Annotated in this window: 19 protein-coding genes; 17 read left to right on the plus strand and 2 right to left on the minus strand. The window is 70.4% G+C overall.

Translation table 11 applies throughout. From position 1 onward, the window contains the following. Positions 1-52 precede the first annotated feature (52 nt). The gene (locus G6035_RS06570; RefSeq protein WP_176616332.1) at positions 53-415 is read right to left on the minus strand and encodes a DUF5997 family protein; all 363 of its coding nucleotides are present in this window, start codon (positions 413-415) and stop codon (positions 53-55) included. Between the two features lie 115 nt (positions 416-530). Between G6035_RS06570 and G6035_RS06575 the strand changes: the two genes are divergently transcribed. After that, positions 531-1307, plus strand: coding sequence for a LysR family transcriptional regulator substrate-binding protein (locus G6035_RS06575; RefSeq protein WP_371130888.1), 777 nt, complete (start codon positions 531-533; stop codon positions 1305-1307). Between the two features lie 85 nt (positions 1308-1392). On the opposite strand, the gene G6035_RS06580 is transcribed toward G6035_RS06575, so the two are convergent. Then, entirely contained in the window at positions 1393-2397 is a 1005-nt protein-coding gene (locus G6035_RS06580; RefSeq protein ID WP_218063010.1) for an NADPH:quinone reductase, read from the minus strand. A 448-nt stretch (positions 2398-2845) separates the two neighbouring features. Between G6035_RS06580 and G6035_RS06585 the strand changes: the two genes are divergently transcribed. From G6035_RS06585 to G6035_RS06660, 16 genes are all read left to right on the plus strand, one after another. Then, on the plus strand, positions 2846-4012 hold the full coding sequence (locus G6035_RS06585) for a branched-chain amino acid ABC transporter substrate-binding protein (RefSeq protein WP_176616282.1): 1167 nt from the start codon (positions 2846-2848) through the stop codon (positions 4010-4012). A gap of 93 nt (positions 4013-4105) precedes the next feature. Then, on the plus strand, positions 4106-4999 hold the full coding sequence (locus tag G6035_RS06590; RefSeq protein ID WP_176616283.1) for a branched-chain amino acid ABC transporter permease: 894 nt from the start codon (positions 4106-4108) through the stop codon (positions 4997-4999). A 2-nt stretch (positions 5000-5001) separates the two neighbouring features. Further along, complete coding sequence (locus G6035_RS06595; protein ID WP_176616284.1) at positions 5002-6066, plus strand: branched-chain amino acid ABC transporter permease; 1065 nt, start codon at positions 5002-5004, stop codon at positions 6064-6066. Beyond that, positions 6063-6926 (plus strand): ABC transporter ATP-binding protein, encoded by an 864-nt coding sequence (locus tag G6035_RS06600; RefSeq protein WP_371130890.1) that lies wholly within the window; start codon positions 6063-6065, stop codon positions 6924-6926. Before G6035_RS06595 ends, G6035_RS06600 begins: the two co-directional genes overlap by 4 nt. A gap of 5 nt (positions 6927-6931) precedes the next feature. Beyond that, complete coding sequence (locus G6035_RS06605; protein ID WP_371130894.1) at positions 6932-7636, plus strand: ABC transporter ATP-binding protein; 705 nt, start codon at positions 6932-6934, stop codon at positions 7634-7636. Positions 7637-7665: 29 nt separating this feature from the next. Continuing rightward, positions 7666-8691: a proline racemase family protein gene (locus G6035_RS06610; protein ID WP_176616286.1), complete on the plus strand. Its 1026-nt coding sequence runs from the start codon at positions 7666-7668 to the stop codon at positions 8689-8691. Positions 8692-8798: 107 nt separating this feature from the next. Then, entirely contained in the window at positions 8799-9704 is a 906-nt protein-coding gene (locus G6035_RS06615) for a dihydrodipicolinate synthase family protein (RefSeq protein WP_176616287.1), read from the plus strand. Between the two features lie 10 nt (positions 9705-9714). Beyond that, entirely contained in the window at positions 9715-10716 is a 1002-nt protein-coding gene (locus G6035_RS06620) for a proline racemase family protein (protein WP_176616288.1), read from the plus strand. Next, the gene (locus G6035_RS06625; RefSeq protein WP_256882209.1) at positions 10713-11978 is read left to right on the plus strand and encodes an aconitase X catalytic domain-containing protein; all 1266 of its coding nucleotides are present in this window, start codon (positions 10713-10715) and stop codon (positions 11976-11978) included. Before G6035_RS06620 ends, G6035_RS06625 begins: the two co-directional genes overlap by 4 nt. Further along, positions 11959-12462, plus strand: a complete 504-nt coding sequence (locus G6035_RS06630) for an aconitase X swivel domain-containing protein (protein ID WP_176616289.1) — start codon at positions 11959-11961, stop codon at positions 12460-12462. Before G6035_RS06625 ends, G6035_RS06630 begins: the two co-directional genes overlap by 20 nt. After that, on the plus strand, positions 12459-13409 hold the full coding sequence (locus tag G6035_RS06635; protein ID WP_176616290.1) for an ornithine cyclodeaminase family protein: 951 nt from the start codon (positions 12459-12461) through the stop codon (positions 13407-13409). The genes G6035_RS06630 and G6035_RS06635 overlap by 4 nt, the downstream gene beginning before the upstream one ends. A 63-nt stretch (positions 13410-13472) precedes the next feature. Further along, on the plus strand, positions 13473-14144 hold the full coding sequence (locus G6035_RS06640; RefSeq protein WP_256127788.1) for a GntR family transcriptional regulator: 672 nt from the start codon (positions 13473-13475) through the stop codon (positions 14142-14144). Between the two features lie 85 nt (positions 14145-14229). Further along, entirely contained in the window at positions 14230-15414 is a 1185-nt protein-coding gene (locus G6035_RS06645; RefSeq protein WP_176616291.1) for an FAD-binding oxidoreductase, read from the plus strand. Next, positions 15407-15682 carry a (2Fe-2S)-binding protein gene (locus G6035_RS06650; protein ID WP_176616292.1) on the plus strand — a complete coding sequence of 92 codons (276 nt, stop codon included), beginning with the start codon at positions 15407-15409 and terminating at the stop codon, positions 15680-15682. Before G6035_RS06645 ends, G6035_RS06650 begins: the two co-directional genes overlap by 8 nt. Further along, positions 15675-17204, plus strand: a complete 1530-nt coding sequence (locus G6035_RS20395; RefSeq protein ID WP_305144519.1) for an NAD(P)/FAD-dependent oxidoreductase — start codon at positions 15675-15677, stop codon at positions 17202-17204. Before G6035_RS06650 ends, G6035_RS20395 begins: the two co-directional genes overlap by 8 nt. Continuing rightward, positions 17201-18655, plus strand: coding sequence for an aldehyde dehydrogenase family protein (locus G6035_RS06660; protein ID WP_176616294.1), 1455 nt, complete (start codon positions 17201-17203; stop codon positions 18653-18655). The genes G6035_RS20395 and G6035_RS06660 overlap by 4 nt, the downstream gene beginning before the upstream one ends. The last annotated feature ends 140 nt before the right edge of the window (positions 18656-18795 follow it).

The raw sequence follows: 18795 nt of genomic DNA on the forward strand, positions 1-18795 counted from the left end.
GGTGAAATTTCACACGCCCCGGTCGCTTTGGCACGCCGCCGGTTGTCCGGGCTCAGCTCTTCGGGCGGCGGGCCGCCTCGCGTTCCTTGGCCAGCTTGGCCTCGGCCCGGGCCTTGGCGAACACGGCGCGTTCCTCCACCAGCCAGGCGGGGGGAGCCTTCAGCAGGGCGGTGATTTCCGCCGTCGTCAGCGGCTCGGTGATGTCGGAGCGGTTCAGGCCGCCAATGGAGATGTTCAGCTTCTGGGCCACCACCTGGCGCGGGTGCGGGCCGCTGCGGCGCAGTTCCACCAGCCACGCCGGCGGATTCTCCTGCAAAACCTTGAATTCCTCCCGGCTGATTGCGTTCTCTTGGAATTCCGCAGGTGCGGCAGGCAGGTGGATGCCCAGCTTCCTGGCCGCGGTGGCGGACTTCATGGCCTGGGGCGACGGTTCAATGGTCATGGATCAAGGGTACCGGCCGCCGCCGCCCGGCACCGCAGTGGGTTAGGGTGAACAGGTGCCGGAACCCCGTGAACTTACAGTGACCTTTGTGCCTGGCGTGACTCCCGGAAAGTGGATCCACCGCTGGAACGAACGCATGCCGGACGTGGCGTTGGTGTCCCGGCCGGTGCCCGAATCCGGCCAGCTCGACGCCGTCCGGGCCGGCACCGCGGACATGGCGTTTGTGCGCCTGCCGGTGGACAAGGCCGGGCTGAACGTCATACCGCTCTATACGGAGCTGTCCGTGGTGGTGGCGCCCAAGGACCACCCGATCGCGGCGTTTGAGGAAATCGACGTCGCGGAACTGGCTGACGAATACCTGCTGGCCGACCCCGACGATTTCCCGGCCTGGCGCGGGATCTCCAGCGAAATCCGGGCCGGAACCCGCAAGCCCCTGCCGCCCATGGCCTCCGTCGAGGACGCCCTGGACCTCGTCGAGTCGGGCCTGGGCATCCTGATCCTGCCAATGTCCGTGGCCCGCCACTTCAACCGGACGGCGCTGCGGGCCCGGGTGGTGACGGGCGTGCCGGAATCGGGGATCGGCCTGGCCTGGCTGCATTCCGATGTGCCGCTGGCGGACGGCTTTGACGCCGTCATCGAGGAATTCATCGGCGTGGTGCGCGGCCGCAGCGCCAACAGTTCACGCCAGCCGTCCGTGCAGGCCAGGCAGGACGCCGCGCCCAAGAAGGGCGCCAAGGCAGCCGGCGGCAAGGGCGGCGCCGGCAAGGGCGAGGGCAAGGGTGAGGGCAAGGGTGGCCGTCCCAACCTTCGCGGGGGCGGCCGGCCCGGCGGCAAGGCCCGGGCCCAAAAGCGCGGCCGGCGCTAGCTGCAGCCGGCCGCCGGCGGTTGGGGAGGATGGACCGGTGGTCCGGGCCTGTCGGGCCCAACAGTCCATTTCGGGATCCCCTGCCTCAGGGAATGAGCACCAGTTTCCCGCGGGCCGTGCCGGCTTCCATGGCAGCGTGGGCGCCGGCGGCGCCGCTCAGGGGCAGCCGGGTGATGTGGCGGGCACGCAGGCTGCCGTCGGCCAGCAGTTCGTTGACGGCGCGGGCAGCGTCGGCGAGTTCCCCGACGGTGGCGTTGCTGATGGCAAATCCGTGGACGCTGCCGTCGCGCGTGTAGAGCCTGCCCAGCGGCAGCGCGTTGGTGGCGGCCATGCCGGACAAGGCAATGATCCGCCCGCGCAGCGCCAGCATCTCCACAGCGGCCTCCAGCTGGTGCCGGCCCGACGTTTCAATGTGGACATCCAGGCCACGGCCGCCGGACACTGAACGGGCCGCCGCCGCCAGTTCGTCCATGAGTGCGGGGGAACGGTAGTCCAGCGTGGCCGTGGCGCCCAGGCTGCGGCAGTGGCCGGCGTCGTCCGCGCTTGAGGAGGTGATGACGCGGGCCCCGGCACGGACGGCCTGGACCACCAGGGCCGATCCCACCTGCCCGGTGCCGCCTCCCACAAACACCGTATCGCCCGGCTGCACGCCGGCGTGGCGGTGCAGCGCCAGCCAGGCCGTGGCCCCGGCATGCAGGACGGCTGCCGCCTCCACCGGATCCACGCCGGCCGGAAGCGGGTACAGCCGGTCCGCGGGCACCACTGTGAACGCCGCACCGGCGCCGCTCCTGCCGCCGAATCCCAGCGAGTTGGACCACACCGGGTCTCCGGGCCGGAAGGGGGCATCAACCGCGGCGCCCACGCGCTCCACGGTGCCGGTGGCGTCGCGCCCGATCGCCTGCGGAAAGGACAGTGCGGTGGCGTAGCCGCCGCTGCGCACAAAGGTGTCCACGTGGTTCACGGCGGTGGCCGCCACGCGGACCAGCACGGCATGGTCCGGCAGCTGCGGCACAGGCAGCGGGCCAAATTCAATCACGTCGCTGCCGCCGGTGTGCCGGAAATACGCCGCGTCCATCATGTCTTGGGCCATGGACGGCATTTTATGCCCCAAATTTTTTTTAGCCTTAAAACAGGACCGACCCGGCGCGGGGGGGTGTGCGCCGGGCCTTTCATCCAAGTCCGCGGTTGATGCGCGGAAGTGGTGGCTCTTTGTTCCTGCTGGGGCCGTTCCGTCCGGAGGATCCCCGTCCTCGGCGGCCCTCGATAAAGCTACCCGGCCCGTGCGGCGGCGTCGATGGGGAGAACTACCCATGCCCGGTTCCGGCGCGCCGGCAGGGCCGCATGCAGCGCGGCGCAGGAGGGAATGTCTCGCTCGTGTCTCGATTGTCCGGGCGGGCATTAAAACCGTTGACACGCGGGCCGTAGCATGTCATATTTTACTCACTTGTGCAGTGTGATTCAGCTAACAATTCCCGAAGCCGGCGTGCGCACAGCTGGCCCGTATTCGGCATGTTGTCACGTCAAAGGAGATGCAGGCAATGAAACTTCGACTTCCCAGGGCAGTTGCCGTCGGGGCCGTGGCCGTGGCCATGCTGGCCACCAGCGGATGCAGCGGAATTCTCAGCGGCGGGGGCGGCAAATCGGCCGATTCAGGCCCGATCAAGCTGGCCGCCGTCATTCCGATGTCCGGTTCCAGCGCACCCACGGGCGTGTACATGAAGAACGGCATGCAGATGGCGGTCGATGAGATCAACGCCAAGGGAGGTGTGCTGGGACGCCAGCTGTCCCTTGACCTGGAAGACGGCGCCTGCGATCCCACCCAGGCGGCCGCCGCGGCCAACAAGGCAGTGTCCAACGGGGCCGTGGTCTCCGTGGGCGGCTACTGCTCCGGCGCCACCTTGCCCACGCTGCCGATCTTTGCCAAGGCCAACATCCCCATGATCATCCCGGCCGCCAACTCCCAGGACCTGGTCAACCAGAAACTGCCCAATGTGTTCATGATCAACGGCACCGGCACGCAACAGGCAGCCGCTGCCGTCAAGTTCATGGCCAAGGACGGCGTGAAGAGCGTTGCCCTGATGGACGACAACACCAGCTACTCCAAGGACATTGCCACCGAGACCAAGAAGGACCTGCAGGCGGACGGCACCGTGAAGGTGGCCCTGGCCACGTCCGTGACGGCCGGCGAAAGCGACTACTCCTCGGCCGTGCATGACATCATGGGCGCCAACCCGGACATGCTCTACTGGACCGGCTACTACCAGGAAGGCGGGCTGATCATCAACCAGCTCAAGTCCGCCGGCTACAAGGGCAAGATCATGGTGGCGGACGGCAGCGTTGACCCGTCCCTGGTGAAGATTGCCGGCGCGGCCAATGCCGAGGGAGTGTTCGCCACGATGACCCAGACCCCCGACACCATCAAGGGCGCCGAGACCTGGATCTCCGACTACACGAAGAAGTTCGGCACGGCCCCGGGCCCCTACTCCACCCAGTCCTACGACGCCGTGCGCGTGGCGGCCGAGGCCATCACCCAGGCCAAGGGGACCGACGGCGCAGCGGTCAACAAGTCGCTGGAGGCCATCAACGGCTTCAAGATCTTCTCCGGCCCGCTGAAGTTCACCCCGGAGCACACGCTGAGCAGCGGCGGCTTCCAGATCCTGGTCATCCAGGGCGGGAAGTTTGTCCTCAAGGATGCCCTGAGCTAGCCCAGGCCAGGCAGGCGGGCGCGGCCTCCCGGGCCCGCCTGCCTGGCACCTCCCGTCCCGAACACCGCTTGCACGGCTTTAGGCAGGTCACGCATGACCCAACTCATCTGGAACGGCCTCTTCGTCGGTTCCTTTTACGCACTCATTGCCCTGGGCTATTCCATGGTCTACGGCATCATCAAGCTCCTGAACTTCGCCCACGGCGACATCTACATGCTCGGCGCGTTTGTCGGCTTCGCCATGCTGAGCTCCGTCGGGGTGATCCCGGCGTCCATGTCCATCACGGCACTGCTGATCGTGCTGCTGCTGTGCATGCTCGTGACCGGCGGGATCGGCGTCGGCATTGAATACCTGGCGTACCGGCCGCTGCGGAACTCGCCCCGGCTCGCCGTGCTGATCACCGCCGTCGGCGCGTCATTCACCCTGGAATACGGCGTCAGCGCCGTGGCCGGCCCCAACCCCAAGGTTTTCCCGGTTCGGCTGGAGGGGGACAGCTTCACCGTGCTCGGCGCCCGCATCTCCGTCCCGCAGATCGTGCTCATGGTCATTGCCGTGCTGCTGATGGTGGGGCTGAACTCCTACATCCAGCGCACCTCGATGGGCCGTGCCATGCGCGCCATCGCCCTGGACACCAAGGGCTCGCTGCTCATGGGCATCAACGTCAACAAGGTCATCACCTGGACGTTCTTCATCGGCTCCGCGCTCGCCGGCGCGGCGGGCGTCATGGCCGGGGCCTACTACGGCAAGATCGACTTCCTCATGGGCTTCATCATCGGCCTGAAGGCGTTCACCGCGGCCGTCATCGGCGGCATCGGCAACATCAAGGGTGCCATGCTCGGCGGCCTGCTGCTGGGCCTGCTGGAGGCCTTCGGGTCCCAGTGGCTGGGCGGCCAATGGCGCGACGTCTTCACCTTTGGCGTCCTCATTGCCTTCCTGACCCTCAAGCCCACCGGCCTGCTGGGCGAACGCGTGACGGAGAGGGTGTAGCCATGAGCGACAACGTCGACACCTCCCGCGCCCCGCGCCGCATCGGCAAGCCCGCCAGCCGCGTCTCCCGCCTGTTTGAAAGCCGGCAGCTGGGCTGGGCGGCCTTCGCCATCGCCGTGCTCTTCCCCTTTGTGCTGGCCAGCAACTACGCCATGAGCATCGGCACCACGGCCGTGATCTTCATCCTGCTCGCCTCCGGCCTGAACATTGTGGTGGGCTACTGCGGACTGCTGGACCTGGGCTACATCGCCTTCATGGCGGTGGGCGCCTACACCGCCGGCATCCTCTCCAAGGCGTGGGAACTGCCCATCCTCTTCACCATCCCGGCCGTCGTGGGGATGTGCATCCTGGCCGGGCTGATCATCGGCGGGCCCACGCTGCGCCTGCGCAGCGACTACCTGGCCATCGTGACCCTCGGCTTCGGCGAAATCATCCGCCTGACGGCGAACAACCTGTCCGTCACCGGCGGCCCGTCCGGCATCTACGGCATCCCGGGTGTGGAATTGTTTGGCCTGGACCTCTCCGCCCCGGTCCCCTTCTACTACTTCTGCGTGGTGGTCGTGGCGTTGATGGTCCTCGGCTCCGCCCGGCTGGGCAAGTCCCGGCTGGGCCGGGCCTGGCGGTTTGTGCGCGAGGATGAGGACGCCGCGGAGGCCATGGGCATCCACACCTACAAGGTGAAGCTGGCCGCCTACATCTTCGGGGCCATCTGGGGCGGGATCGGCGGGGTGCTGTTTGCCTCCCACCTCTCCGCCATCTCCCCGCAAAGCTTTGTGTTCCTGCAGTCGGCCCTGGTGCTGATGGCCGTGGTGCTCGGCGGCATGGGGAACACGCGCGGGGTGGTGGTGGGCGCCGTCGTCATTTCCCTGCTGCCGGAATTCCTGCGGGACCTGGGCAACCTGCGCTACGTGATCTTCGGCGTCGTGCTGGTGGCCGTCATGGTGCTCCGGCCCCAGGGTTTCTGGCCGTCGCGCGCCTATGAACCTGAACAGCCCAAGGACGTCAAGGACGACGCCGGCCCCGGCCCGGGTGCCCCCGTCGCCACCGCAAAGGAAGGGACCCCGTGAGCCCGCTGCTGGAAGTGCGCGATTTGCAGATTGCCTTTGGCGGGGTGAAGGCCGTCAACGGACTCTCCTTCTCCGCCGACGCCGGGGAGATCGTCTCGGTGATCGGGCCCAACGGTGCCGGGAAGACCAGCGCCTTCAACTGCATCACCGGGTTTTACAAGCCGGTGGGCGGGAAGGTGGTGCTGGACGGAGCGGACATCACCGGCAAGCGCCCGGCCGTGATTGCGGCCACCGGGGTGACCCGCACCTTCCAGAACCTGCGCCTGTTCCCGGACCTGACGGTGCTGGACAACGTGCGCGGCGGCATGCACCTGTACGGCGGGCAGAATTTTGTGGACGCCCTGTTCCACACGCCCCGGTACCGCAAAAGCGAACGGGCCTACACCCGCGAGGCGCACCGCTGGCTGGACTTTGTGGGCTACAAGGGCGGGCGCGGCATCCCGGTGCGCAACCTTGCCTATGGCCAGCAGCGCCAGGTGGAAATGGCCCGCGCCATGGCCCGCAAGGCCAAGCTGGTGCTGCTGGACGAGCCCGGCGCCGGGCTGAACCACTCGGAAAAACAGGAACTGCTGGAACTGTGCCGCAAGATCCGGGACCTCGGCGCCGCCGTCGTGCTCATTGAGCACGACATGGGCGTGGTCATGGAGGTCAGCGAACGGGTGGTGGTGATGAACTTTGGCAAGGAGATCGCGGACGGGACCCCCGATCAGGTGAAGGCGAACCCGGCCGTCATCGAGGCCTACCTCGGCAAGGCCGACGACGAACCGGTCCCGCCGCCGACCGCCGCGGCCGTGCACGACGCCGAAGCGGCCGCCAACGAGGCGGCCGGATCCGACGGAAGCGAAGGGGGCCGGGGCTGATGGCCATGCTCGAATTTGAGAACGTGGAAGTGTTCTACGGCAAGATCCAGGCGCTGCGCGGCATCAACGTCCGGGTCGAGGAGGGCGAGATCGTCGCGCTGCTGGGCAACAACGGCGCCGGCAAGACCACCACGCTGTCCACGGCGTCGGCCATTGTGAAGGCGCACTCCGGGCGGATCAGCTTTGACGGCAAGGACATCACCCGCGCCAAGCCGTGGGAGGTGGTGGGCGCCGGCCTGATCCACGTCCCGGAGGGCCGGCGGATCTTCTCCACCCTCTCCGTGCTGGAAAACCTGCAGCTGGGCGGGTACCTGGTCAAGGACCGCGCGGCCGTGCAAAGGCGGCTCAAGGACGTCCTTGAACTGCTCCCGCTGCTGGCGCAGCGGCGCACGCAGCAGGGCGGCACGCTGTCCGGCGGCGAGCAGCAGATGCTGGCGATTGGCCGGGCGCTCATTGCCGGGCCGCGCATGCTGATGCTGGACGAGCCGTCCATGGGGCTGGCGCCGCTCATCGTGGCCCAGGTCATGGACGTAATCAGGGAAGTCAACGCCAACGGCACCACCGTGCTGCTCGTGGAACAAAACGCGCGGGCCGCCCTGAAGATCACCAGCCGCGGCTACGTCATTGAAAACGGGGCCACCACCATGACCGGCACCGGCGCGGAACTGATGGCGGATTCACGCATTGTTGAGGCATACCTGGGGTCGTAGGATCCCAGCTGGTCTAAAAAGGGGACGGGATGAAGGCGGAAACGTGGGACATTGGCACCGTGGACTACCACACGGCGGGTGAGCCGTTCCGGATAGTGCCGGCCCCGCCCTTCCTGATCGCGGGCGAAACCGTGCTGGAACGCCGCGAAAGCGCCATGACGGGGGACGCGGACAAGCTGCGCCGCCTGCTGGTCAACGAACCCCGCGGGCATGCCGACATGTACGGCGGCTTCATCGTCCCGCCGAACGACGCCGGCGCCCACTTTGGCGTGCTGTTCTGGCACAAGGACGGCTTCTCCACGGCCTGCGGGCACGGGACCATCGCCTTGGGCGCATGGGCCGTGCGCAGCGGCCGGGTGCGCGCCGCGGACGACGGCGACACCGACGTGGTCATCGACGTCCCCTCCGGGCGGGTCACCGCCCGGGTGGGCGTGGCGGCCGGGCGGGTCACGGGGGTCACCTTCCGCAACGTCCCGTCCTACGTGGTGGACCGGGACGTGGAGGTGAAGACCCCCGACTTTGGCCGGCTGCGCGTGGATGTGCTGTGGGGCGGGGCGCTGTACGCCGCGCTGCCGGCGCAGGCGGCGGGACTGGACGTCACGCCGTCGAACCTGCACCGGCTCATCGACGCCGGCCGGCAGGTGAAGGCCGCGCTCGCCGGCCATCCCGCCGCGCACCACCCCTCCGACACCCGGCTGGATGGCATTTACGGCACCATCTTCCACGAACCGGTGGGCCCGGACAGCGGGCTGGAGCTGCGCGGGGCGCTGGCGCAGCGCAACGTGGCGGTCTTTGCCGACGGGCAGGTGGACCGCTCGCCGTGCGGCTCGGGCACGGCGGCGCGCGTGGCCGCGCTGACGGATTCCGGCGAACTGGCCTACGGCGACGTGCTGGACCACTTTTCCATCATCGACTCCCACTTCACCGCCCGGGTGGCGGACCACTCCGAGGCGGGCGTGGTGGTGGAGGTCCTGGGGCAGGCGTTCCCGGTGGGGGAGGGGAAGTTCACCCTGGAGGCCGACGACGAACTGGGCCTGGGGTTCGTGCTGCGGTAGCACCCTCCGGCCCTAGTATTATGTGACATTGTACTGATAGTGTGAGAACCATCACTCCCCGTGCCGGGGAGGCCGACAACCGTCCTTCCAACGCAAAGGAGCCCCTCATGACAACCCGAACCCGGCCCTGGCACGGCATCCATGTGGCCACCGCCCTGCCGTTCAATGCCGACGGCAGCGTGGACTTCGCGGCCTACGCGGAGCACGTGGCCTGGCTGGCTGCCAACGGCTGTGACGGCGCCTGCCCCAACGGCTCGCTGGGCGAGTACCAGACCCTGACGGCGGAGGAACGGGCAAAGGTGGTTCAGACCGCCGTCGCCGCCTCCCCGGAGGGCTTCACGGTGATGCCCGGCGTGGCCGCCTACGGCGCCGACGAATCCCGCCGCTGGGCCGAGCAGGCACGGGATGCCGGAGCCGCGTCCGTGCTGGCGCTGCCGCCCAACACCTTCAAGGCCGACGACGACGCGGTCCTGGCCCACTACCGGGAAGTGGCGAAGGCCGGCCTGCCCGTGGTGGCCTACAACAACCCCTACGACACCAAGGTGGACTTGGTGCCCGCGCTGCTGGCGCGCCTCCATGGCGAGGGGCTCATCGTGGCCGTGAAGGAATTCACCGGGGACGTGCGCCGCGCCTACGAGATTGCCGAACTGGCACCGGAGCTGGACCTGCTGGTGGGCTCCGATGACGTCCTGCTGGAACTGGGCCTGGCCGGGGCCGTGGGCTGGATTGCCGGCTACCCCAACGCCATCCCGCAAAGCACCGTGGAACTTTACAACCTCGCCACCAGCGGGGCCGCGGAGGACATCAAGGCGGCGCTGCCCATCTACCGGGACCTGCATCCGCTGCTGCGCTGGGACTCCAAGCCGGAGTTCGTCCAGTCCATCAAGCTCTCCATGGACCTTGCCGGGCGCAAGGGCGGCGCCTGCCGCCAGCCGCGCCTGCCGCTGCCCGCGGACGTCGCCGCCCGGATCACCGCCGACACCGAGGCCGTGCTGGCCAAGGGCTACAAGTAAAGGCCCATCCATGCGCTCCAAGCGGGTCATCCACACCGTGGAATCCCACACCGAGGGAATGCCCACCCGCGTCGTCACCGGCGGCGTGGGCACCATCCCCGGGGACACCATGGCGCAGCGGCGGCAGTGGTTCATGGACCACAGCGACGACGTGCGCACCCTGCTCATGTACGAACCCCGCGGCCACGCCTCCATGAGCGGGGCCATCCTGCAGCCGCCCACCCGGCCCGACGCCGACTACGGCGTGCTGTTCATCGAGGTCTCCGGACTGCTGCCCATGTGCGGCCACGGCACCATCGGCGTGGCAACCGTGCTGGTGGAAACCGGCATGGTGCCGGTGGTGGAACCGGTGACCACCATCCGGCTGGACACCCCCGCCGGGCTGGTGGTGGCCGAGGTGGCCGTGGAAGGCGGCGCGGCACGGTCCGTCACCATCCGCAACGTGCCCTCGTTTTCGCTCGCCCTGGACCAGCGGGTGGGCGTGGACGGCATCGGCGAGGTCCGCTACGACATGGCGTTCGGCGGGAACTTTTACGCCATCGTGGACCTCGAATCGCTGGGCCTGCCGTTTGAGCGTGCTGCCAAGGACCGCCTGCTGGACGCGGGCCTGAAAATCATGGCCGCCATCAACGGCCACAACCCGCCCGTACACCCCGAACGGGCCGACATCACCGGCTGCCACCACGTTTACCTGAAGGCGCCCGGCTCCACGGCGCAGCACTCCCGCCACGCCATGGCCATCCATCCGGGCTGGTTTGACCGCTCGCCCTGCGGCACCGGCACCAGCGCCCGCATGGCCCAGTTGCACGCCCGGGGCGAGCTGGCCCTCAACACGGACTTCGTGAACGAATCGTTCATCGGCACCCAGTTCACCGGCCGGCTCGTGGAGACGGCGACGGTGGGCGGGCTGCCCGCCGTCGTCCCCACCATCACGGGGCGGGCCTGGGTGACGGGTACAGCCCAGTACCACCTGGACCCCGAGGACCCCTTCCCGGCAGGGTTTTTGCTGTGACCGCCCTGGCGCTCAGCGGGGAGGAAAAGGCCATGCTCGACGGCGGCCGCGGCCCCGGTGCCGCCATGGCCATGCGCCTGGTGGCCGCCCTGGCGGGCGTGCTGGGCGCCGAACGGCTCATCCCCGTCAGGGGGGCGCACATTGACAGCTGCCTGTACCACGGGCAGGCCGGGCTCGACTTCGCCCAAAAACTGGCCGGGCTGGGCGCCAGGGTGGCCGTCCCCACCACCTTGAACGTGGGCTCGCTGGACCTGATGCATCCGGGCCTGGTGCGGCTGCCGCCCGGGGAGGCCGCCCCCGCCCGGGCGCTCATGGACGCCTACCGGACCCTCGGGGCGCGCGCCACCTGGACCTGTGCGCCGTACCAGTCCCTGGACCGGCCCGCCTTTGGCGAGGACGTGGCGTGGGCGGAATCCAACGCGATTGTCTTTGCCAATTCCGTGCTGGGCGCCCGGACCGAGCGGTATGGCGATTTCATCGACATCTGCGCCGCCGTCACCGGCCGCGTGCCGCAGGCCGGGCTGCACCTGGACGCCAACCGCGTGCCCACGCTGGAGCTTGACTGCTCCGCGCTGCCCGCGTCCATGCTGGCGGAGGAGGCGGTCTGGGCCGCCCTGGGGGACGTGGTGGGGCGGCAGTCCGGCACCGGGGTGCCGCTGCTGACCGGGATCGACCCGGCGCTGGCGGACGAGGACAAGCTCAAGGCGCTCGGGGCCACCTCGGCGTCCGCCGGCGGCGTGGCCCTTTTCCACGTGGCCGGCGTGACGCCCGAGGCAGTGGCCGCCGGCCGCGCCTGGGCGGGGCTGCCCGCCGTAACCGTCACCACGGGCATGCTGCGGGCGGCCCGGGACGAGCTGACCACCGCGGACGCCGCCGCCCCGCTGGACGCCGTGGCCCTGGGCACCCCGCACTTTTCCGTGCACGAGTTTGGCAAGCTGGCCGCCGCGCTGGAGGGCCGGCCCGCCTTCCACCCCGGCTGCACCGTGTGGATCAACACCTCCCGCGAAGTGTTGGGGCAGGCCCGGGAAGCCGGGCTGGTGCAGGCCGCCGAGGAGCGCGGGGCCCGCATTGTGGTGGACACCTGCACGTACATCACGCCCATCCTGGGCCCGCAGGAACGCACCGTCATGACGCCCTCGGGCAAGTGGGCCTGGTATGCGCCGATGAACCTCGGGGTGGACGTGGTGTTTGGCACGCTGTCCGAATGCCTCGACTCGGCCTGCGCCGGAAAGGTGGTGCGCGATGACGGGCTGTGGGGTTGAGGCGGAGGCGGGCGGCCACGCCCGGCTCACGGGGCGGACGCTGTGCCCCGGCGAGGGAAGCGGGCCCCTGCTGGTGCTCACCGAGCCGCTCTCGTTTTGGGGCGGCACGGACCGCGGGACGGGCCTGGTCATCGACGCCCACCATCCACAACACGGCTGCTCCCTGGCTGGCCGGGTGCTGTTGATGGACGCCTCGCGCGGCTCCAGTTCCTCCTCGTCGGTGCTGGCCGAGCAAATCCGCGCCGGCGTGGGCCCCGCGGCCATCCTGCTGACGGCCCGGGACGCCATTGTGGCGCTGGGGGCCCTGGCCGCCGCGGAACTTTATGGCACACGAGTGCCGGTGGTGCTGCTGGGCGCCGCCGACGCCGGCCGGCTGGGGCAGTGCACCGGAGCAGTCGCGCGGGTGGGTGCCGGCGCGGACGGACGGGCCGGCGTCGAACTTGCAGACAGACCGCGAGGGAACCCCGCCGAAGGAGCCCCATGACCCTGCCATACATCGATGCAGCCGCCCTGCGGGCGCTGGTGCCGCCGGCCGCCGCCGTGGCCGCGCTGGAGGACGCCCTGCGCGGCGGCCAGGACCCGGAGCTGGATCCCCCGCGGCTGTTCGCCCCGCTGGCCGCCGGCGAGTTCCTGCTCATGCCGGCGCAGTCCGCCCGCTACGCCGGGGTCAAGGTGGCCACGGTGGCGCCCGGGAATCCCGCCAAGGGGCACCCGAAGATACAGGGCACCTACCTGCTACTCGACGGCACGTATTTAACACCGTTGTGCGCCATGGACGGGGCCGAGCTGACGCTCGTCCGCACGCCCGCCGTGACGGCCATGGCGCTCAAGCACCTGCTGGCGCTGCGGGGTGCCGCCTCCGCCGGCGCCGTGGTGGTGTTTGGCACCTCGCTGCAGGCCGACCGGCACATTGGGGCGCTGCAGGCGGTGTGCGGCCTGGCGTCCCTCGTGGTGGTGGGCCGGAGGGCCGGTGCGGCGCAGGAACTGGCGGCCAGGTGGGCCTCGCGGGGCGTGGCGGCACGGGCCGGATCCCCCTCGGAGGTCGAAGGCGCCGACGTCGTGGTGTGTGCCACCTCCTCCCCGGAGCCCGTGTTTGACGGCGCCCTGGTGCGGGACTCGGCCGTCGTGGCTGCGATTGGCTCGCACGGCCTGGAGGCCCGCGAAATCGACCCGGTGCTGGCGCGGCGTGCCTCGGTGGTGGTGGAGGGCCGGGCCTCGGCGCTGCGCGAGGCCGGGGACCTGATCCCGGCCCGTTCCGCGCAGGAGTGGGCGGAGGGCGGGCTCGGCACGCTGGCCGAGCTGGTGGGCGGCCGTTTTGTGCCGGAGGAGGGAACGCCGCTGCTGTACACGGGCGTTGGGATGTCGTGGGAGGACATCGTGGTGGCCGGACTGGCCCATGAACGCTTCGCGGGCCATCCCGCGAGGGACTAAAATATCATATTGCACAGGGACGGCCGTCCCACATTCAATGCAGGGCTGGGGAACGGAGGGGCCATGGGCTCCATGGAGACGACGACGCACCTCGCTGCCGTCAAGAAGAGTGTGAGCCTGCGCGAAACGGTGGCCCAGGCCCTGCGGGCTGCCGTCATTTCCGGGGAGATGAAGCCCGGGGAGGTGTATTCGGCGCCTACCCTGGGGAAGCGTTTTGGCGTTTCACCCACGCCGGTCCGCGAGGCCATGCTGGACCTTGTCAAGGAGGGGCTGGTGGTCTCGCTGCCCAACAAGGGCTTCCGCGTCACCGAGGTCTCCGACGCCGACCTTGATGAAATCACGGCCCTGCGCCTGCTCATCGAACCGCCCACGGTTGCCGACGTGACGCCGTTGATCGATGCGGACGGGCTGGAACGGCTGCGCGGGATGGCCGCCGCCATCGTTGACTTTGCCGGCCAGGGTGAGCTGATTTCCTATACCGAGGCGGACCGCGCCTTCCACATCGCCATCCTGGAGTACAGCGGCAACAAACGCCTCGTCACGCTCATCACCGAGCTACGGGCGCACACCCGGCTGCTGGGCCTGGCGCCCTTGGCCGCCTCCGGGGAGCTGCGCGGGATGGCCGTGGAGCACCTGGACCTGGTGGAGCTGATGGCTGCCGGCAAGGCCGCCGAGGCGCAGGCGCTGATGACCCGGCACATCGGCCACGTCCGCGGCGAATGGGCCAAGCCGTAGGGCCTCCCGCATCCGCGGAAGCCGTCACGGCACACCGGCCGGACAGGGGGTGTTCGCCAGCTGTGACATGTGACATACTACTGAAATGTTGCTGCCCCGCTCTGCTGACGTCGTAGTCATCGGCGCCGGCGCCGTGGGCGCCGCGTGTGCGTACTCTGCCGCGCGTGCTGGGTTCCGCGTGGCCGTCGTGGACCAGGGCGCCGTTGCCGGCGGCACCTCCAGCGCCTGCGAGGGAAACCTCCTGGTCTCCGACAAAGAGGCCGGCCCCGAACTCGACCTGGCGCAGTATTCCCAGTCCCTGTGGCGCGGAGAGCTGGCCGAATTCGGCCACCTTTGGGAATTTGAATCCAAGGGCGGCCTGGTGGTGTCCGCCAGGCCCGGCACCCAGGCCAACCTCGAGCGGCTGGCGGGCAGGCAGCGGGAGGCGGGTATCGACGTCGAACTGGTGGACGCGCAGGACCTGGCGGGCCATGAGCCGCAGCTGGCCCCCGGCCTGGCGGGCGGCGCGTACTACCCCCAGGACGCGCAGGTGCAGCCCATGCTCGCCGCCGCCCACCTGCTGCGGCTGGCACGCACGCTGGGCGCCACCGTCCACCCGGACACGGGCGTCACCGGGTTCACGCGGTCCGGCGGCAGGGTGACGGGCGTGGCCACCGGCCGCGGCGCCATTTCCGCGAACGCCGTGGTCAACGCGGCCGGCACCTGGGGCGGGGCCGTCGCGCAGCTGGCCGGCGTCAACGTCCCCGTGCTGCCGCGCAAGGGCTACGTGATGGTCACCGAACCGCTTCCCCCCATGGTGCGGCACAAGGTCTACGCGGCCGAATACGTGGACAACGTGGCCAGCTCCGACGCAGGCCTGCAGACGTCCCCCGTGGTGGAGGGCACTCGCGGCGGCACCATCCTGATCGGCTCCAGCCGCGAACGCGTGGGCTTTGACAAGCAGTTCAACCCCCGTGTCCTGGCCGAAATGGCAGGCAAGGCCATCGCGCTGTTCCCGTTCCTGGCCGGCGTGAAGGCGTTGCGCAGCTACTCCGGATTCCGGCCCTACTGCCCCGACCACCTGCCCGTGATCGGCCCCGACCCGCGGGCCCCCGGGCTGTGGCACGCCTGCGGGCACGAAGGCGCGGGAATCGGCCTCGCCGTGGGGACCGGGGCACTGATTGCCGCGTCCCTGGCCGGCGCCACACCCGCCATGGACCTGGCGCCGTTTGCCCCCGAACGCTTCGACCTGCACTCCCCGGACCCCGAGACGGAGGCCGCCCATGCCTGAGCTTCAGCTGTCCCTGGACGGCGCCCCGCTGTCCGCCCGGCCGGGCCAAACGGTCGGCGCCGCCCTGGCCGGTGCGGGCATCGCCTCGTGGCGCACCACCCGCCACGCAGGGCGCCCGCGCGGGCTGTTCTGTGGCATCGGCGTCTGCTTTGACTGCCTGTTGACGGTCGACGGCGTCCCCAACCAGCGCGCCTGCCTCACCCCAGCACGGGACGGCATGGAACTGCGCACGGAGTCCGAAGATGCGGGGGAGGGGCGCGATGTTTGACGTGGCCGTGGTGGGCGCCGGGCCGGCCGGGCTGGCCGCCGCCGTGCATGCCGCCGATGCCGGGCTGTCCGTGGCGCTCGTGGACGCCGGGGCGCAGCCGGGCGGGCAGTTTTGGCGGCACCCGGTGGAGGGGGAGGCGTCGGCCGGCGCCCCGGAGCCCGCCGGCCACCACGGCTGGCAGCGGTTCGCGGTGCTTCGCGCCCGGCTGTACGCCCATGAATCCGCCGGCCGCATCACGTATTGGCGCAACGCCCAGGTGTGGCTGCTGGCGGCCGGTCCGGCGGCGGGCGTGCTGCACCTGGCACCCGCCCTGGACGTTCCGGGCGGTGCGCCGGACGCGCTGCCGGCCACGGTCCGCGCCCGCCGCCTCATCCTTTGCCCCGGCGGCTACGACCGCCAGCTGCCCGTTCCCGGGTGGGACCTGCCGGGCGTCATGGCCGCGGGCGGTGTCCAGGCGCTCCTGAAAGGCAGCGGCACCGCCGCCGGCAAGGTTGCCGTTGTAGCCGGGACCGGCCCGTTCCTGCTCCCTGTGGCGACCGGGCTGGCGGGGGCAGGAATCAGGGTGGCCGCGATTTGCGAGGCCAACAGCCCGGCCGGCTGGCTGCGGAACCTGCGCGGCGCGGTGCAGGCGCCGGAGAAGGCCGTGGAGGGCGCCGCCTACGCGGCCGCGCTGGCCCGGCACCGCATCCCGTACCGGGTGCGCACGGCCGTCACCGAAATCCACGGCACGGACAGGGTGGAGGCCGTCACCATGTCACGCCTGGCCCGTGATGGCATGGTTGTGCCAGGAACCGGCAGGCGGGTCAGCTGCGACGTCGTGGCGCTCGGCTGGGGCTTCACCCCCCAGTTGGAACTGGTGCTCGCCGCCGGCGCCGCAACCACGATGGACGTGGACGGCTCGCTCGTGGCCGTGGTGGACGACAGGTTGGCGACCGGCGTCCCCGGCATCAGCGTGGCCGGCGAGGCGGCCGGCGTCGGCGGCGCCTCGATGGCCGTCGTCGAGGGCGAGCTGGCAGCGCTGTGCGTCGCGGCGGAATCCGGCGGGGCACGGGCCGGCGCCGCCGGGCTCGGCGCCCGGATTGCCCGGCTGCAGCGCGAACGGGCCAGGCTGCGTGGCTTTGCCGTGGCCATGCACCGTGCCAACCCCGTCCCGGAACGCTGGCAGGGCTGGCTGGTGCCCGAAACCGTGGTGTGCCGCTGCGAGGAAGTCAGCTACGGCGAGCTGTGCCGCGCCCACGTGGAACTTGGCGCCCGGGACGCGCGCAGCCTGAAATCATTTGCCCGGCCCGGCATGGGCTGGTGCCAGGGGCGCGTGTGCGGCTACGCCGCCGCGTCCATCGCCGCCAACCTGGCCGGCCGCCCGTTCGAAGGGCCGGCGGCTGCCGCCGACCTGCGCGCCATGGCCAAGCGCGCACTGGCCGCGCCGGTGCCGCTGGGGCGGCTGGCGGCCATGGCCCCCGGGCAACCGGAACCGGCCCTGCCACCCCTGGAAACACCCGCTGCCAAAGGAGACCCGACATGAGCATTGCCGACACCACCCCCGCGGAACTTGAACGCATTGTGGCGGCCGCGGACGCTGCCGCCACAATGTGGGCGGCGGCGCCGGCTGCCGGCCGGGCCGCCGCCCTCACCGCCGTGGCGGACGCGCTGGACGCGGCCGCGCCGGAACTGGTCCCGCTCGCACAGGAGGAAACCTCCCTCACCGCCGGGCGCCTGTCCGGGGAGCTGAAGCGGACCACCTTCCAGCTGCGCCTCTTCGCCGAACTCCTCACCGACGGCGGCTACCTTGACGCGCGGATCGACCATGCCGACGCCGGCTGGCCCATGGGAGCCCGGCCGGACCTGCGCCGCGTGCTTGAACCCCTTGGCCCGGTGCTGGTCTTTGCCGCCAGCAACTTTCCCTTTGCGTTCAGCGTCATGGGCGGCGACAGCTGCTCGGCACTCGCCGCCGGGTGTCCCGTGGTGCTCAAGGCGCACCCGGGGCACCCCAGGCTCTCGGCCGCCGTCGGACGCGTTGCCGCCGCTGCCCTGCGCGGGGCCGGGGCGCCGGACGGGCTGCTGCAACTTGTCTACGGAACCCAGGTGGGGAGGGACGCGCTGCTGGACCCGCGGATCAAGGCCGGGGCATTCACCGGTTCCCTTGCCGGCGGGCGCGCCCTGTTTGACCTGGCCGCCTCACGGCCCGAGCCCATCCCGTTTTATGGCGAGCTGGGCAGCGTGAACCCCGTGTTCGTGACGGAGGCGGCCGCGGCGGCGCGCGGGGCGGACATCGTGGCCGAATTCGTGGCCTCGTACACCCTGGGCGCGGGGCAGTTCTGCACCAAGCCGGGGATCCTGCTGGTCCCGGCCGCCTCGTCGATGCCGGGCGAACTGTCCGCCGCGGCGCGCCCGGAGGCGGCGCCACTGCTCAACGGCCACATCCAGTCCGGCTACACGGCGTCCCTGTCCGCGCTGTTGGAGCACGACGCCGTTGACGCCCTGGGTGCCGTGGAAGGCACCTTTGACGTTCCGCCGGCCCCGGCGCTGACGGTGACCACGGCGTCCGCCCTGTTGGCCGACCCGGACGGCCTGGTCACCGAATGCTTTGGCCCGTCCGCCCTGGTGGCGACGTACCACTCCGAGCAGGAGCTGTTGGCCGTGGCCCGGGTCCTGGACGGGCAGCTGACGGCGTCGATCCAGGGGGAGGGGACGGAAGACGTGGCACCGGAGCTGGTGCGGCTGCTGGCAAAAAAGGCCGGGCGCGTGCTGTGGAACGAGTGGCCCACGGGCGTGTCGGTGACCTACGCGCAGCAGCACGGCGGGCCGTACCCGGCCACCACGGCACCCACGACGACGTCGGTGGGCACGGCCGGGATCACACGGTTCCTGCGCCCGGTGGCCTACCAGGGCCTGCCCGCGCACCTGCTGCCCGCGGCGCTTCGCGACGACAACCCGCTCGGCGTGCCGCAACGGATCAACGGGAAATTGGGCTGAGCCGGTCCAGGCACCACGATCCGGCGGTGCAGCTTGTGCGGGCTGAAGCCCGCCCAACCCGCGCAAGCTGAACCATCAATTGGCCGTGGGAAAATTGGCGCCATGGCTTCCAGCGACACCGCCTGCATGGAGGCCATTGC

Source organism: Arthrobacter sp. SDTb3-6 (assembly GCF_013376095.1).
Lineage (GTDB): Bacteria > Actinomycetota > Actinomycetes > Actinomycetales > Micrococcaceae > Specibacter.